General features: G+C 66.5%; 15 protein-coding genes. 3 read left to right on the top strand and 12 right to left on the bottom strand.

Going from position 1 to position 15,027, the window contains the following annotated elements; translation table 11 throughout:
* Window positions 1–23: 23 nt before the first annotated feature.
* Window positions 24–929, bottom strand: coding sequence for a LysR family transcriptional regulator (locus IEW24_RS08155; protein WP_188577034.1), 906 nt, complete (start codon window positions 927–929; stop codon window positions 24–26).
* A gap of 319 nt (window positions 930–1,248) precedes the next feature.
* Here IEW24_RS08155 and IEW24_RS08150 point away from each other — a divergent pair, with 319 nt between their 5' ends.
* Both IEW24_RS08150 and IEW24_RS08145 read left to right on the top strand, forming a co-directional pair.
* Complete coding sequence (locus IEW24_RS08150; protein WP_188577033.1) at window positions 1,249–1,899, top strand: glutathione S-transferase family protein; 651 nt, start codon at window positions 1,249–1,251, stop codon at window positions 1,897–1,899.
* A gap of 120 nt (window positions 1,900–2,019) precedes the next feature.
* Window positions 2,020–2,805: a PhzF family phenazine biosynthesis protein gene (locus IEW24_RS08145; RefSeq protein WP_188577031.1), complete on the top strand. Its 786-nt coding sequence runs from the start codon at window positions 2,020–2,022 to the stop codon at window positions 2,803–2,805.
* A gap of 369 nt (window positions 2,806–3,174) precedes the next feature.
* On the opposite strand, the gene IEW24_RS08140 is transcribed toward IEW24_RS08145, so the two are convergent.
* The gene (locus IEW24_RS08140; RefSeq protein WP_188577029.1) at window positions 3,175–4,320 is read right to left on the bottom strand and encodes a DSD1 family PLP-dependent enzyme; all 1,146 of its coding nucleotides are present in this window, start codon (window positions 4,318–4,320) and stop codon (window positions 3,175–3,177) included.
* A gap of 386 nt (window positions 4,321–4,706) precedes the next feature.
* On the opposite strand from IEW24_RS08140, the gene IEW24_RS08135 reads away from it, so the two are divergent.
* Window positions 4,707–5,375 carry a hypothetical protein gene (locus IEW24_RS08135; protein WP_188577027.1) on the top strand — a complete coding sequence of 223 codons (669 nt, stop codon included), beginning with the start codon at window positions 4,707–4,709 and terminating at the stop codon, window positions 5,373–5,375.
* Window positions 5,376–5,671: 296 nt separating this feature from the next.
* On the opposite strand, the gene IEW24_RS08130 is transcribed toward IEW24_RS08135, so the two are convergent.
* From IEW24_RS08130 to IEW24_RS08085, 10 genes are all read right to left on the bottom strand, one after another.
* Window positions 5,672–5,911, bottom strand: a complete 240-nt coding sequence (locus IEW24_RS08130) for an FAD-dependent oxidoreductase (RefSeq protein ID WP_188577025.1) — start codon at window positions 5,909–5,911, stop codon at window positions 5,672–5,674.
* Window positions 5,912–6,004: 93 nt separating this feature from the next.
* Window positions 6,005–6,991 (bottom strand): serine hydrolase, encoded by a 987-nt coding sequence (locus tag IEW24_RS08125; protein ID WP_188577022.1) that lies wholly within the window; start codon window positions 6,989–6,991, stop codon window positions 6,005–6,007.
* Window positions 6,992–7,080: 89 nt separating this feature from the next.
* The gene (locus tag IEW24_RS08120; RefSeq protein ID WP_188577488.1) at window positions 7,081–8,223 is read right to left on the bottom strand and encodes an NAD(P)/FAD-dependent oxidoreductase; all 1,143 of its coding nucleotides are present in this window, start codon (window positions 8,221–8,223) and stop codon (window positions 7,081–7,083) included.
* A 108-nt stretch (window positions 8,224–8,331) separates the two neighbouring features.
* Window positions 8,332–9,774, bottom strand: coding sequence for an NAD(P)/FAD-dependent oxidoreductase (locus IEW24_RS08115; protein ID WP_244644218.1), 1,443 nt, complete (start codon window positions 9,772–9,774; stop codon window positions 8,332–8,334).
* The gene (locus IEW24_RS08110; protein WP_188577021.1) at window positions 9,771–10,067 is read right to left on the bottom strand and encodes a (2Fe-2S)-binding protein; all 297 of its coding nucleotides are present in this window, start codon (window positions 10,065–10,067) and stop codon (window positions 9,771–9,773) included. The genes IEW24_RS08115 and IEW24_RS08110 overlap by 4 nt, the downstream gene beginning before the upstream one ends.
* Complete coding sequence (locus IEW24_RS08105; protein WP_188577019.1) at window positions 10,048–11,178, bottom strand: NAD(P)/FAD-dependent oxidoreductase; 1,131 nt, start codon at window positions 11,176–11,178, stop codon at window positions 10,048–10,050. Before IEW24_RS08105 ends, IEW24_RS08110 begins: the two co-directional genes overlap by 20 nt.
* Window positions 11,175–11,981 carry an ABC transporter permease gene (locus IEW24_RS08100; protein WP_188577017.1) on the bottom strand — a complete coding sequence of 269 codons (807 nt, stop codon included), beginning with the start codon at window positions 11,979–11,981 and terminating at the stop codon, window positions 11,175–11,177. Before IEW24_RS08100 ends, IEW24_RS08105 begins: the two co-directional genes overlap by 4 nt.
* Window positions 11,978–12,874: an ABC transporter permease gene (locus tag IEW24_RS08095; protein WP_373870019.1), complete on the bottom strand. Its 897-nt coding sequence runs from the start codon at window positions 12,872–12,874 to the stop codon at window positions 11,978–11,980. Before IEW24_RS08095 ends, IEW24_RS08100 begins: the two co-directional genes overlap by 4 nt.
* Entirely contained in the window at window positions 12,871–13,968 is a 1,098-nt protein-coding gene (locus tag IEW24_RS08090; RefSeq protein WP_244644254.1) for an ABC transporter ATP-binding protein, read from the bottom strand. Before IEW24_RS08090 ends, IEW24_RS08095 begins: the two co-directional genes overlap by 4 nt.
* Window positions 13,968–14,999, bottom strand: a complete 1,032-nt coding sequence (locus tag IEW24_RS08085; RefSeq protein ID WP_373870034.1) for an ABC transporter substrate-binding protein — start codon at window positions 14,997–14,999, stop codon at window positions 13,968–13,970. Before IEW24_RS08085 ends, IEW24_RS08090 begins: the two co-directional genes overlap by 1 nt.
* Window positions 15,000–15,027 lie beyond the last annotated feature (28 nt).

Raw genomic sequence — 15,027 nt, 5'->3', positions numbered from 1 at the left:
AACAGGCTTATGCGAGCCTGCTGTTACGGCTCCTGAATGCCCGGTGCCATGCCCTCCCGCGCCACCTCCAGCGCGAGGGTCGCCAGCAGGGCCGCGAGTCCACCGCCGAGCGCCATGGGATAGCTGGCGGAGAAGGAGAGCGGCGGCAGGTCCAGCTCGGTCTCAACCACCTTCAGCTTGCCCGCCGCCAGTTCCTCCGCCACCACCGCGGGCGGGATTACGCTCATGCCGATACGGTCCAGCGTCATGCGCACGATGGTGGAGACCGAGGAGTTGGAGAAGATGCGCGGCGCGCCGAGATCCGGGATGCTCAGCACCTCGCGCAGATAGGTGTAGGGATAGGTGGATTTGGGATAGGTGATGATGGGGTGCTTCAGCAGGTCGCGGTTGCTCAGCGGCTCCGTGCCCACATCCAGCGCCGGCGCCGCCACGAAGCGCAGCGGATAGTCGCAGAGCTTCACATTGGCGAGGTCCGCCTCCGGCATGGGGCCGAGCAGGAAGGCAAGGTCCAGCTCCCCCTTCAGCAGCGCAGCCCGCATCACCGGCGTGATGTCCACGGTGATGTCGATGATGATGTTGGGATAGGTGGCATGCACCCGCTCCATGAAGCGGGCGAGCCAGGTCTGCACGATGGTCTCCGACACGCCGAGCCGCACCAGTCCGCTCACCGCCGAGGGCGAGGCCATGGCATCCAGCATGGAGGAGCGCAGGCGCAGGAAGCGTTCCGCATAATCCACCAGCACCCGCCCCTTCTCGGTGAGGCTGATGGAGCGCGAGGAGCGCTCGAACAGCCGGCAGTGCAGCTCCGCCTCCAGCGCCGCGATGCGCTGGGAGACCGCCGGCTGGGTGGTGTTCATGCGCTCCGCCGCCTTCGAGAAGCTCTCCAGCTGCGAGGCCCAGTAGAAGATCTCGAGGCTGCGGAAATCCATGCGCGTCGGGCTCCGGTCTGGCGGGGATACGGCTCAGGCGCCGCTTATAGGCGGCATGGGCGAAGGCACAACGGGAAAACCATCGCCTGCCCTAAAGTCGGAACGTCCCAGGAATATACCTCAATACCTCCCCAAAACCCTCTTTGCTCCGAGGTCAATCTTCCTGTTGCATGGCTAACAAAGTGGGCGCACGGTGCCACCACCTGCCCCGGGGGGATGCGGGATGTGAGTCATCCGCTCCCGATCCAATTGCGTATCCGGAGCGGGGATTACCTTTCGCAAGGCACATTTTTCGCAAGGTCTGCCCATCCGTCCCTCCATGCACCCCCGTCCGTCCCATCTCCCCCACGTCCGCCTGCTCGGCCATCCGCGCTCCATCAATGTCCGCAAGGTCCGCTGGACCTGCGACGAGATCGGGCTCGACTATGTGCAGGAAGACTGGGGCGGCAACACGCGCTCCACGGCGGACGCCGCCTTCCGCGTGCTCAGCCCCAAGGGTCTGGTGCCGGTGCTGGTGGACGGCCCGCTGGTGCTGACCGAGTCCAACACCATCATGCGCTATCTGGCGGCCAAGCACGGCCGCGACGATCTGCTGCCCGCCGACCCCATCGGGAGGGCGCGGGTGGAGGAGGTCATGGACTGGCAGGCCACCGAGTTCAACGCCGCATGGCGCCCGGCCTTCCTCTCCATCGTGCGCGGCAGCCCGCACGCCGGCACGGACGAGCAGGTCCGCGCCTCGCTCAACGAATGGTCGCGCATGCTGCGCCTGCTGGAGGGCCGCCTTGCGGATGGCCGGCGCCATGTCTGCGGGGGCGCCTTCACGCTGGCGGACATCGTCATCGGCCTGTCCGTCAACCGCTGGTTCCAGACGCCCATGGCCCGGCCGGACATGCCGCTCTCCCGCGCCTATTTCGCCCGCCTCATGGAGCGGCCCGCCGCGAGGGCCTATATGGGCGGCGATACCGACTGAGCAATTCCCGCAGACGTGTGTGCGGTTCTGCGAAAGGAATTGCGACAAACCGATAGCCTGGAGCGTTTTCGCGATTCGGAGAAACGCGGAAGCGCTCTGACCGTTTCGAGGTTGCCTGCCATGCCCGTGCCCTTCTTCCAGGTGGATGCCTTCACCCGCACCCGCTTCTCCGGTAACCCCGCCGCCGTGATGCTGCTCGACGCCTATCCGGGCGACGACGTACTCACCGCCATCGCCGCCGAGAACAACCTGTCCGAGACGGCCTTCCTGGTGCGCGAGGGTGCCGACTATCGCCTGCGCTGGTTCACGCCCAAGGTGGAAGTGCCCCTGTGCGGCCACGCCACGCTCGCCAGCGCCGCCGTGGTGATGGAGCGCCTTGAACCGAGCCGGCGGCAGGTGACGTTCCACACCGCCTCCGGCGCCCTGCCCGTGACGCGCACCGACAGCGGCTATGTGCTGGACTTTCCCGCCCGCGCCAGCGAAAGCGTGCCTGTGCCGGCGGGCCTTGCGGAGGCCCTCGGCGTGATGCCGGAGGACGTCCGGATCAACGCCTTCACCTATCTCGCGCTGGTCGCGGATGCGGCGCTTGTGCGGGCGCTGACGCCCGATCTTGCCGCCATTGCCGCTCTCGACCGGCCGGGCGTCATCGTCAGCGCGCCGGGCGATGGGCCTTTCGATGTGGTGAGCCGGTATTTCGCCCCGGCCAAGGGCATTCCGGAAGACCCGGTGACGGGCGCCGCCCACACCACGCTCGCCCCCTATTGGGGCGACCGCCTCGGCAAGACGACGCTCTTCGCCCATCAGGCCTCCGCGCGCGGCGGCGAAATGACCTGCACCCTGACCGGTGATCGCGTGCTGCTGGAAGGCGCCTGCGTGTTCGTCATCGAGGGGCAGGCTGAGATCTGAGGTTTTTGGCCGGCTGCGCGAGGCGCTACTGACTGTCCGCAATGCGCGCAGGCGCGCCCACATGACGCCACCGGCGCAGCCTCCCCGCCCGCACAACAGGTCCCCTCTCCCGCTTGCGGGGGAGGGTTAGGGAGGGGGCTGAGCGCCCTCACCGCCTGTCGCCGCGGTGATGATTTCCGGCACTCCTGCCATTACGCCAATCCCGCCTGTCGCGCTCGCCCGAGGGGGCCGCCCTGCCCCCTCCCAACCCTCCCCCGCAAGCGGGAGAGGGCTTTACGTTGCGCTTGCGGCAAGGCCACGCGAACCAGAGGGGGTTTTGCGTTGCGCTTGCGGCAAGGCCCCGCACACTGGAAGAGCTTCGCGCGCCCCTCACCAGCCCCGGAAACGCGGCCAGTGGGCGAGGCGAGTGCTGCCGTTGGCGGGGATCACCTCATAGCCGTCATGCTCGGTGGCGGTGGCGCAGGCGTGGTTGGGCAGGATGCGCAGCTTCTCGCCCACCGCCAGCTCCGGCAGGGTCGCCGTGCTGCCCGGACGCAGACCGATGATGCCGTGCTCCTGATTGGCCGCCACCATGATCAGATCGGGGATCACATTCCCCTCCACGTCACACACCATGCCATAGCCCTGATCCACGCTCTGGCTCGCCGTGCCGCGATCCCGCGACATGGCCATCCAGCCCGCATCCACGAGGATCCAGCCGCGCTCGTGCTGGTGGCCGATCACCGTGCCGAGCACGGAAAGGGCGATATCCTCCGGCTTGCAGACGCCGATGCCCGCCATCACCAGATCCTGCGCCACATAGACGCCCGCGCGCACCTCGGTGACGCCGGTCAGATCCCGCGCGAAATGGGCGGTGGGGGTTGAGCCCACGCTCACCACCGGGCACGGCAGGCCGGCATCCCGCAGCGTCTGCGCCGCCGCGACGATGGCGGCGCGTTCCTGCTCGGCGAAATCGGCCAGCGCTTCGGCGCCCACCGCACCATAGCTGCCGCCGGAATGGGTGAGCACGCCGCGCAGCTCCGCCCCACCATCCACCAGAATGCGGCCGATGGCGACGATCTCTGCATCATCGGGCTTGAGGCCCGCGCGATGGGCGTCGCAATCGATCTCGATCAGCGCCGGAATGGCCTCGCCCGAGGCGCGGGAGGCTTCCGCCACCGCTTCCGCCTGCGCCCGCGTATCCAGCACCACGGCGAGATCGCAGCCCGCGCCGCGCAGCACCTGCACGCGCGGCAGCTTCTGCGGGGCGATGCCCACCGCATAGATGATGTCCTTCACGCCCGCCTGCGCGAACACTTCCGCCTCCTTCAGCGTGGAGACGGTGGCCGGGCCGTTCCCACCCTTGAGCACCTGCCGGGCGGCCTCGACCGACTTCAGCGTCTTCAGATGCGGCCGCAGCGTCACGTTCAGGGGCGCGAGATGGGCATTCAGCCGGGCGATATTGGCCCGCATGCGCGCCTCATCGAGGACGAGGCAGGGGGTGGGGAGTTCGGCGAGCGCGGCGGCGATGGTCATGGCAGCGGTCCTTGAAGCGGGTCGCACCCGGCGCGCGGGCGGCATCACGGCCGTCTTTTAGAACCGGGGACGCGGAAGCGCAAAGGGCGCGAGGGAGGTGCCACGATGCAGCCCGCCAAGGGCGCAGCGTGGTTGCTTTCCCATTCCGCGCAGCCGCTGACCGAAGACACCCGATCATTATTGACACCCAACCGCATATCGACGCCGATTACTACAACACACCCCAACATAGAGCATAGCTCGAAAACAAATTACTTGAATATAGGAATAATGAAATGGTGATGATGTCCCTCGCAAGGCGCGCCCACCTGAGATTGCCCTATAGGATCATGGGACGTGCCATGCCGGGGCGCGTCATAAACGCGTGCGTGTGTCGGCGGCTCGAATTGAACAGCCGCACCCGCGCCCTGGCCATAGACCGCGCGCTCCCGCCGGCGCAGGCTCCCGCCGCTCAGGCGGCTGGGGCCGGTGCGGAAGCAGCGGCGCAGGCGGCGACCACTGCGGCACGGGCGGCGGCGGCGACACCTCACACCGGCCCGCGCACCTTCGCCACGGCCGGCGCACGCGCGGGAACGGCATCAAGAACGGTTTCCGTTCCGGTCGACACCGTAACATTCGTCCCAGTGAATCAAGGCACGCGAGTGATCGTGGTAGGCGACCTCTACATCTGCACGGCATTCCTCCTCGAGGCGAGGGACGAGCAGGAAAGACTTGTCGGCTATCTCGCGGGACACAGACAACCTGCGTGCGATAAATTTTCAGACAAACTGATGCCTTTCGTCCAGGGCAACTACGCCAATTTTATCTGGAGGGCGATTGGCATCAGACACGCCGTAAATCCGGTACATCAAGGAGTGAATTCAGAGGAAAAAATAATTGTTGAGCTATCATCTGTATTCAAACTAGATCCATTTGATCTCATGAAAAAATCGCAAGTCGGCGATTACCAGAACCTCTGGGCGAGACGAATGCTCGTTCGGATAGACAAGCATGGCGCGGCAAAGATTCAGGAGACACGTGAATTCTTCACATACATTATAGATTCAATGAAATAGAGAATGTGGCCGAGCATCATTCCAGATGGCGCGATACGACCGCCGCTGGAGCGGGCGCGGACTGACAAGAGATAACGACCATCGCATGACGTCATGCGCACGCCGAGGAGCATTCGACACCAAGACAGGCACGCGAGGTTCACGCGTCTCGCAACGCGCTTGTCCCATAGCACGCCTGTCTCGCAGCACGCTCGTCTCGGAGAGCTCCCGTCTCACGGCCCATTTCCTTCCCTGCTCGGGCGTCGAAGCCTCTCCGGATAACAGCTCGCATCGACGGCAAATCGTCATGAGGCGCCCTACCCCGCCTTCGCCACAGCGCCCGCCCCCCGGAACCGCCCGATGGGGAAGGCCTCAATCGGCAGATTGCTCGCCCCCGTGGTGATCAGCGCGGCGAGACTGGAGCCTACGATGGGCCCGAGCTGGAAGCCGTGGGCGGAAAAGCCGAAGGCGTGATAGGCCGCTTCCACCTCAAGGCTCGGGCCGATTACCGGGATGTCATCCGGCATGCGGGCCTCAATGCCAGCCCAGGCGCGCATGATCTGAGCTTCCCCATGATGGGGAAGATCTCCGCCGCCGTGCGGGCATGGAGCCCCCCTCAAGGCGGCGGCACCCGGCGCGCACGGACCCGCTCATCCGCGATAGGGCAAGGACGCCTGCTTCAACAGTTCGGTCACGCCTGCACTGTATTTGGCGAACACGTCCGGAATGCCATCGGCCGGGCCGTCCCAGTTGATGGTGACGGAGAAGGTGACGAGCCCGCCCGCGCCCAGCACCATCTGGCCCGACAGGGCAAAGCTGTTGAACGTCTGCCAATTGATGCTGCCGCCCTTGCCGTAAGCGGCGATGCCGTCCGGCACCGTGACGGCGAGCGCATCCGCCATGGCCTGGATGCGCTTGAACTCGGTCAGCGTCTGCGGCTTCGCGAAGAAGGCTCCGGCAAGGGCCTTCTGATACCACAGAACCATCTCGCGCGCCGTGCCCTGCATGGTCTGCTTATCGTTCATCGGCGGCCGGGGTGTGCCGAACGTCTTGCCCGTCTCCAGCTCCTGCACGCCCTTCCAGCCGATGTCCGTGCCGTCCGGCGCGCCGGCGAAATAGGAGAGCATGCGGCGCGTGGAATCGGGGATCTTCACGTCGGGCAGCTTAGCCTCGTCGATGATCGCCCGCACCGCCTTCGGCCCCACCTTCGAGAGGGCGATATCGGTGGCGGTGTTGTCACTATGGGCGATCATCGCCTCCAGCACCGCGCGGGCCGTGGTGGTGCCGGTGAGATGCTCGAAGATCTGGCTGCCGAGGGTGCGCACGCTGTCATCCACGGCCCACTGGTCATTCTCGCTGATCCGACCCTCTTCCACCGCGCGCAATACGGCGGCGAGGATGAAGGTCTTGCAGCTGCTGGCGATGAACAGGGGCGTCGTGGCGCTGGCGCCGGCCTCCCAATTGCCCTTCGGCCCGGTGCCTATCAGATAGCAGCCGACTGTGCCCGGCAGCGCCTTGAATGCGTCCACGGCCGCCTGCACGCCAAACGGCGCACCTTGGGCAAAGGCCTCACTGCCGGCCGCCACGGCTGCGGGCGCGGCCAGAGTTGCGGCAATGAGCTTCCTGCGGTTGAGCATCACATGTCCCCCCCTCGCCGCCCCTGACGGCGACGGGACAAACATGACCTTTGCCATGGAAAAGTCACTCCACACTCCCGTAACGGGTGTTATCCCGCCTTCGCTACGGCGCCCGCCTCCCGGAACCGTCCGATGGAGAACGCCTCGATGGGCAGGTTGCTCGCCCCCGTGGTGATCAGTTCGGCGAGGATGGAGCCGACGATGGGGCCGAGCTGAAACCCATGGGCGGAAAAGCCGAAGGCGTGATAGGCGGCTTCCGCTTGCAAACTCGGGCCGATCACCGGGATGTCGTCCGGCATGCGGGCCTCGATGCCTGCCCAGGCGCGCATGATCTCGGCCTCCCCCATGATGGGAAAGATCTCCGCCGCCGTGCGGGCGTTGAACGCCAGTTTCTCGAAATCGAGCGTGGTGCGGTTGGTGTCCCGGTCCGCGATGCCGCGATGGCCGCCGCCGATCAGCACCGTGCCATTGGCGAACTGCTTGAAGGACAGCGGTCGGCGCGTCGCCCCCACCACCGGCGTCACGAAGGGCGGCATGCGGGCGGTGATCATCAGCATGGGCGCGATCACCTCCAGCGGCACCGGCTCGCCCAGCGCCGCCGCGATGCGATCCGCCCAGGCGCCCGCCGTATTCACCAGCACCGGGGCCTCGTACACATCGTGCCCCACCCGCACCATCCAGAGCCCATCCACGCGCATGGGCATGGCCGCGGGCGTGCCCTCGATGAAGCGCGCGCCCGCCCGCTCCGCCGCATTGCGGAAGGACAATACCGTGCGATAGGGCAGCGCCGCCCCATCGGCTCGCGAGACGATGCCGCCCACGCAATTCGGGGCCACCGCCGGCAGCAGCGCGCGCAGTTCGTCCTGCCCGATCAGTTCCTCATGGAAGAAGCCCATCCCGTTAAGCTTGGCCACGCGGGCGGCGAGAATGGCAAGGTCGTCCTCGCTCTCGGCCACCTTCACCTGCCCGTGGCTCTCGAAGCCGCAATCGTCATCCACGAGGTCGCGGATGTTATGCCACAGCTCCATGGAGGCCACCGACAGCGGCACCTCCGCAAAGGCCCGGCCGAGCCGGCGGACGCCGCCCGCATTGACGCCCGAGGCGTGGCGGCCGGCATGGTCCTTCTCGATCACCAGCGCCTTCACGCCCCGGCGGGCGAGATGCAGGGCTGTTGAGCAGCCGTGCAGGCCGCCACCGATGATCAGAACGTCCGGCCGCCCTGCACGCTCCATCAAGATGCCGCTCCCCTTCACGTTTTCACAGCCCGATGGTATCGCGGCTGCCGCACGGGAAATTGCGCCAGAGCAATGGGTTGGCGCGTTCTGGGTGGGGAGCGGCGGTCAGCCGCGCTCCACCGATTTCATGGCACTCTCGTCCTTCGGCAGTGAGGCGAGTTCCGCCAGCGTGATGGGCTTCACCGGCGGCCGCAGCCGGTAGTAGCCGATCTCCGCCTGCGAGACGCCCTGCGCCTGCGCCATCAGCTCGGTGATGGTGAGCCCGCACATGCGGCCCTGGCACGGCCCCATGCCGGTGCGCAGGAAGGATTTCAGCTGGTTCGGCCCCGCGCAGCCCAGCTTCACCGTCTCACGTACGGTGGCCGCGCTCACTTCTTCGCATCGGCAGGCGATGGTGTCGCCGCTCGGCCGGCGGAACGCCTCTGCCGACCGATAGAGCCGGTCGAGGAAAGCGCGGCCGCGCAGCACCTTGCTGAGCGCAGCCTCAACCTGAGGCTTCTCGCTGAGCACCGGCGCATCGGGCTTCAGCGCCTCGATGGCCACCAGCGCCGCGAGCTTTCCGCGCTCCGCCGCGCCCAGCGCGCCGCCGATGCCCGCGCCATCGCCCGCCACCGCAAGGCCGGGGATGGCGCTGGTGCCCTCGCCGTCCACGTCCGGACGGAAGCAGCATTGCGCCTCGTCCCAGACCGTGGGGATGCCGGCGGCATTGCCGAGATTGAGGTTCGGCACCACGCCCTGATGCAACAGCAGCGTATCAACCTCGATGCGGCCCTTGCCCGACGCGGTCTCATAGCTGACCGCCCGCAGCACGCCCTCCCCTTCCGCCTGAAGGGCGGTGACGCCGGAGATGATCTTCACCTTCGCGCGCACCTTGCGCAGCAGGCTTATGCCCTTGCGGAAATAGGGCGAGGTGAGGAAGTCGAACGCCTCCGGCAGCGCAGCCCGCCAGGCCCCTGCGGCCGTGGTGTCGAGGATGGCGGCGATCTTCACCCCCGCTTCCAGAAACTGGGCGGCCAGCAGGAACAGCAGCGGCCCGCAGCCCGCCAGCACGAGGCGCCCCTCGGGCACGAGGCCGGAGGACTTCAGCAGCGTCTGCGCCCCGCCTGCCGTCATCACCCCCGGCAGGGTCCAGCCGGGGATCGGCATGGGCCGCTCCAGCGCGCCGGTGGCGAGGATCACCCGGCGCGGCCGGATGAGGTAGGCTGATCCGGCCCGTGAAATGCCCAGCTCAAGGTCGCGGGCAAGCGACCAGACCGTGGTTTGGGCCAAGTATGTAACTTGCGACGTCGTCACGTTGCGGGCGAGCGGGGAGCCGGACCAGTAATCGGGCCCCAGTACCGCCCCTTCGGGCAGCGGCGAGCGGGTGATAGCGCGGTAGATCTGCCCGCCGGGGCCGGGATTTTCGTCCAGCAGCAAGGTCTTGAGGCCTGCGCGCGCGGCGGTGGCGGCAGCCGCGAGGCCCGCCGGGCCGGCACCCACCACGGCGAGGTCGCAGCTCTGCGGAACGGTGGGCATGTCCGTGTCCAAAGTGGGGGCATGCGTGGTCATCGTGCAATGTCCCTCTTGCCCTGCTGGGTCTCCACCCGCATGCCATCCGCCACCTGCACCATGCAGCCCTGCCGGTTGCCCCTGCCATCCACCACCACCAGGCAGTCGAAGCAGACCCCCATCAGGCAATAGGGCGCACGGGGCGCTCCCGTCACCGGCGTGGTCCGGCAATGGTCGATGCCGGCGGCCAAAAGCGCTGCCGCCACAGTATCTTGGGCGCGAGCCGTCACCGGCTTTCCGTCCACCGTGATGAGGACCGTGTCCCCTTTCGCCTCAGGCAGACGCCGGAACATGGAACCTCCGAGAACTGAACACGCCGAACTCCTCCTGCGGCAGGCCGCCGGCCGCGATGGCAGGGGCCACCAGCAGCGCGTGGCTGGCCGCCAGCGTCACCCCGCTGTGGCAGGTGGCCACGAATGCGCCGGGGCAGCTAAGCGACTGGTCGTAAATGGGAAAACCGTCCTTGGTCATGACCCGCAGCGCCGCCCATGTCCGCACCACATTCAGGCTGCCAAGACGCGGAAACATGCGCACCGCCCGGCTGGCGATGCTGGAGAGAATGGGCAGGCCCACGGTCGGATCCGGCCCAGCCTCCTCGACGGAATCGCCAAGCATCACAGTGCCTTCGTCGGTCTGGCGCACGGTCACGACGGGATAGCGCAGGAACGGCTGGGTACGTTCGGTGACGACGATCTGCCCCCGCTGCGGCCGCACCGGAACCTCCAGCCCCACCATGGGCCCGAGCCGGGCATTGCCATTGCCCGCAGCCAGCACCACCTTGCCAGCCCGCACCTCGCCTTTGGGCGTAATGATCGAAAACTCACCAGCCCTATAGCTGAGGCTATCCACCCCATGCTGCGCCAGATAGCGCACCCCCGCCCGCTCCATGGCCATATGCAAGGCCCTGAAAACCTTGAGCGAATTCACATGCCCATCCAGCGGACAATAGCTGCCGCCGACCACCTCGGGGCCGATCTCCGGCAGCATGGCTTCGATGCGGGATCTATCCATGATTTCATAATCATAGCGCAGCATATGAGGCTGGTTGTGCAGCCGCTGGAGCAGCGCCGCCCGCTTCTCCAGCTCGCCCTCGCTGAGCGCCAGATGGAAGCCGCCGGACTGCTGAAGCGTGACGTCGAGCCCGGTCTCCTCCTTGAGCTGCGCGGCAAAACCCGGCCACAAGCCGGCGCCCCGCACGGTCCAGCCGGCATATTCCGGCATGCCCATGCCCTTGGACTGTACCCAGACCAGCGCGAAGTTGCCCCGCGAAGCCCTGAGCGCAATGTCGCCCTCATCCAGAACGGCCACCTTTTGCCCTGACTTCGCAAGGCCATAGGCGATGGAGGCGCCCACCAGCCCGCCGCCGATGACAGCGACATCGTAGGATTTCCTGTCCGTACTCATGAGCGTCCGCCCCCTTCACCCGCCAGCAGACGCTCCAGGCCGAACAGCTTCTCGATCACCGCCATGACAATGACGGTGAGTGCGATCAGCGCGGCCGAGATGGAGGTCACAAGCGGGTCTATATTGTCCTGAATGTAGAGGAACATACGCACCGGCAGCGTGGTCGCGCCGGGAGCGGCGATGAACACTGTCATCGTCACCTCGTCGAAACTGTTGATGAAGGCCAGCACCAGCCCGGACACCACGCCGGGCAGGATCAGCGGCAGTGTCACCCGCCGGAAAAGTGTTGCGCCTGAAGCCCCTAGCGAGATGGCCGCCTGCTCCAGCGAGCGGTCGAGCCCGGTGGTGGTGGAGAGCGTCAGCCGAAAGGCGAAGGGCAGCACGATCACCACATGGGCGAGGATCAGGCTGATCTTGGTGCCGCTCACCCCGATCTGGGTGAAGAAGCGCAGGAAGGCCACGCCCAGCACCACATGCGGGATCATCAGGGGTGAAAGAATGAGCGCGCACAAGATGTTGCGCCCGGGGAAATGATGCCGCGCCACCACCAGCGCCGCCGGCACCGAAATGCCCACCGCGATCACCGAGGACAAGGCCGCCAGCCAGAGCGAGTCCCCGAAGGCGGAGATGAACTCGGGGTAATTGGCGATGGCCCTGAACCAGCGCAGCGACAAACCGTTGGTGGGCAAGGACAAATAGCCCTCGGGCGTGAACGCCACCACGCACACGATAAGAATGGGTGCCAGCATGAACACCATGACCAGCACATGGAAGATGAGGGCGAGAGGTCCGTTCCGGCTCATTGGAACATCCTCGAATAGCGCTTTTCCACCAATGCGTTGCAGCCGATGACGATGGCCGCGATCGCGATCAGCAGCAGCACCGCGACGGCCGCCCCCAGCGGCCAGTTGAGCGTGTTGAGGAACTCGTCATAGGCCAGCGTCGCCGCCACCTTCAGCCGCCGCCCGCCGACGATGGCCGGGGTGGCGAAGGAACTGGCGGACAAGGCAAAAACGATGATCGCACCCGACAATATGCCCGGCAGAACCTGCGGCAGCACGATGCGGCTGAGGATGGTGAATTGCGAGGCGCCAAGGGAGGCCGCGGCATTCTCCGAGCGCGGATCGAGCCGTTGCAGCACAGCCCATACGGAGAGCACCATGAAGGGCATCATCACATGGGTGAGGGCCACCATCACCCCGCCCTCGGTGAACATGAAGGGGATGGGCTCGGACAAAATGCCGAGGTCCATCAGAGCCTTGTTGACCACGCCATTGCGCCCGCCAAACAACAGCGCCCAGCCCAGCGTGCGCGCCACCACCGAGATCAGCAGCGGGCCAAGGGTGATGACGAGGAAGATGCCCTTCCACGGTGCCTGCATGCGATGGATGATGTAAGCCTCCGGCGCGCCGATGAGGCAGCAGGCCAAAGTCACCACGCCCGAGATGCGGAAGGTGCGCAGAAACATCTCCATGTAATAGGGATCGGCGACGATCTCGGCCCAGTTGGCCAGCGACATGTCGGTGGAGATGCCGCTGGAGCTGGAGAAGCTGTGGAACGACAGCAGCGCCGTCATGGCGAGCGGCACCAGAACCACGCCCAATATCAACAGCATGGCCGGCAGCAGCATGAGGAACGGCGCCAGCCACGACGGCGCCCCCTCCCGGCGCGGGGCCATATGCACCACCGCGCTCATCGCCCGCCACCGGATGCGCGCAGCGCCACGTCTTCGGGCCGCCACGCGAGGTGCACGGCGTCCCCCTCCTCGGGTTTTGCCACCCCGTCGTTCTGGCACACGATGGTGGCCGTGCCGGAGGGCGTCTCGCCGATGAAGAGCCAGTGCGTGCCCTGGAACACGCGCGAAGAGATGCGGCAGGCAAGCCCTTGATCTGCGAAGGAAATCTTTTCCGGACGCACAGTGAGCATCACCGGCCCGGCACTGTCGGCCACATGGCGCGGGCACGGGCAGCGCACGCCGCCCACGTCGGCCTTCACATCGTCGCCCTCGCGCGTGATGTTCGCCTCGAACACATTGGTCTTGCCAAGGAAATTGGCGACGAAGGGCGTCGCGGGACGCTCATAGACATCCTGCGGACGACCGATCTGCTCCACCTTGCCGGCGTTCATCACCACGATGCGGTCGGAGAGCGCCATGGCCTCGTGCTGGTCGTGGGTGACGAGAATGGTGGTGGTGCCCAGCGAGCGCTGGAGCTGCCGCAGCTCGATCTGCATCTCCTCACGCAGCTTGGCGTCGAGGTTGGAGAGCGGCTCGTCCAGCAGCAGGATGCGCGGCTTGATGACCAGGGCGCGGGCCAGCGCCACGCGCTGCTGCTGGCCACCGGACATGCGCCGGGGATAGCGATCGGACAGCGCAGAAAGCCCAACCAACGCAAGGGCTTCACTTACCCGCGCCTGCCGTTCGGCCTTCGGCACCTTCTGCATTTCGAGGCCGAAAGCTACATTCTCCGCCGCCGTCATGTGCGGGAAGAGCGCATAGCTCTGGAACACGATGCCGAGCCCGCGCTGGGCCGGCTTCACCCGCACGAGGTCTCGTCCCTCCAGATTGATGGCGCCGCCGCTCGGATCCACGAAACCGGCGATCATCTGCAAGGTGGTGGTCTTGCCGCAGCCGGAGGGGCCGAGCAGGGAGATGAACTCCCCCTGCGCGACATCGAGGCTCAGCGCATCCACCGCCACATGGTCGGCATAGCGCTTGGTGAGCCCGTCGAGGGCCAGAAAGGCGTCCGCCGTCATGGGGGCGCTGCCTGCGGTGCCGGGCCGCGCCAGCATCAGCGCTCCACCTCGCGGTTCCAGCGCTTGGTCCATTCGTCGATCTTGGGGTTGATCGTGTCCCAGTCGAACACCAGCAGCTTGGCCGCCCGCTCGCCCACGGGGGCCATGCGCAGGGCTTCCATGTCCACCTTGGCGGTCTTGTTCACCGGGCCGTAGCCATATTCCTTCGAGAGGATGGCCTGGAACTCGGGGGCCACCATGGCCTGCACGAAAGCGTTGGCGAGCTTGCCGTCTCCCCCCTTGGCCACCGGGCAGACCGAGGCCAGAAGCGCCACCGCGCCTTCCTTCGGATAGACGAAATCCACCGGGAAGCCCGTGGCGGCGAAGGAGGCCGCCCGGCCCGACCCCCACACGGCGATCGTCGCCTGCCCGCTCTGGAACAGTTCAGTCATCTTGCCGGGCGAGGGCTCATAGGCGAGCACATTGGGATTCACGTCATTCTTCATGACCTTGAAACCCGGCTCGATGGCCTTTTCGCCGCCGCCATTCATGCGGGCGAACTCCACCAGCGTGTAGAGGCCGTAGGTGTTGTTGATCGGCGGAATGACGAGAGCGCCCTTGTATTTGGCGTCCTTCAGGTCGTTCCACGAGGTGGGCGGCGCCCAGCCCTTCTCCTTGAAAACCTTGGTGTTGTACATGATGCCCGTGGCGACGAGCCCGATGCCCACCGCCTTGTCATCCTTGAAGCGGGCGGTGTCGAACAGCTCGGCCGTGGGCAGGCCGGTGATGGGCGCGCAGAAGCCCAGATTGATGGCCCGGTACATGGGGCCGTCGTCGAGAATGGCCACGTCGATCTGCTGGTTGCCCTTCTGGGCCTGAAGCTTGGCGAGCGTGTCGGTGGAATTGCCGGCCACATACTCGACCTTCACCCCATTGGCCTTCTCGAAGGCCGGGATGATCTCCTTGCGCATGATCTGCTCGAAGGTGCCGCCATAGCCGGCGACATAGAAGGTCTGCTGGGCCATGGCCGGGGCTGCGAGGCCGGCGGCGCCGGCAAGCAGGGCCAGAGAGGCCGCAAAAGGCTTCAGGGACAGGCGCATTCTCTCATTCCCCTCG

The sequence above is a fragment of the Azorhizobium oxalatiphilum genome (assembly GCF_014635325.1).
GTDB classification, from domain to species: Bacteria; Pseudomonadota; Alphaproteobacteria; order Rhizobiales; family Xanthobacteraceae; genus Azorhizobium; species Azorhizobium oxalatiphilum.
The sequence above is the reverse complement of the archived record's forward strand: the minus strand, read 5'-3'. Positions and strand labels throughout refer to the sequence as shown.

What these genes read in the sequence shown, in the direction of transcription:
- IEW24_RS08120 (WP_188577488.1), bottom strand. Translation starts at nt 8,223, where the DNA reads ATGGAGCGTGCAGGGCGGCCGGACGTTCTGATCATCGGTGGCGGCCTG.
- IEW24_RS08115 (WP_244644218.1), bottom strand. Translation starts at nt 9,774, where the DNA reads ATGACCACGCATGCCCCCACTTTGGACACGGACATGCCCACCGTTCCG.
- IEW24_RS08090 (WP_244644254.1), bottom strand. Translation starts at nt 13,968, where the DNA reads ATGCTGGCGCGGCCCGGCACCGCAGGCAGCGCCCCCATGACGGCGGAC.
- IEW24_RS08155 (WP_188577034.1), bottom strand. Translation starts at nt 929, where the DNA reads ATGGATTTCCGCAGCCTCGAGATCTTCTACTGGGCCTCGCAGCTGGAG.
- IEW24_RS08145 (WP_188577031.1), top strand. Translation starts at nt 2,020, where the DNA reads ATGCCCGTGCCCTTCTTCCAGGTGGATGCCTTCACCCGCACCCGCTTC.
- IEW24_RS08130 (WP_188577025.1), bottom strand. Translation starts at nt 5,911, where the DNA reads ATGCGCGCCTGGGCTGGCATTGAGGCCCGCATGCCGGATGACATCCCG.
- IEW24_RS08105 (WP_188577019.1), bottom strand. Translation starts at nt 11,178, where the DNA reads ATGAGTACGGACAGGAAATCCTACGATGTCGCTGTCATCGGCGGCGGG.
- IEW24_RS08100 (WP_188577017.1), bottom strand. Translation starts at nt 11,981, where the DNA reads ATGAGCCGGAACGGACCTCTCGCCCTCATCTTCCATGTGCTGGTCATG.
- IEW24_RS08125 (WP_188577022.1), bottom strand. Translation starts at nt 6,991, where the DNA reads ATGCTCAACCGCAGGAAGCTCATTGCCGCAACTCTGGCCGCGCCCGCA.
- IEW24_RS08110 (WP_188577021.1), bottom strand. Translation starts at nt 10,067, where the DNA reads ATGTTCCGGCGTCTGCCTGAGGCGAAAGGGGACACGGTCCTCATCACG.
- IEW24_RS08150 (WP_188577033.1), top strand. Translation starts at nt 1,249, where the DNA reads ATGCACCCCCGTCCGTCCCATCTCCCCCACGTCCGCCTGCTCGGCCAT.
- IEW24_RS08140 (WP_188577029.1), bottom strand. Translation starts at nt 4,320, where the DNA reads ATGACCATCGCCGCCGCGCTCGCCGAACTCCCCACCCCCTGCCTCGTC.
- IEW24_RS08095 (WP_373870019.1), bottom strand. Translation starts at nt 12,874, where the DNA reads ATGAGCGCGGTGGTGCATATGGCCCCGCGCCGGGAGGGGGCGCCGTCG.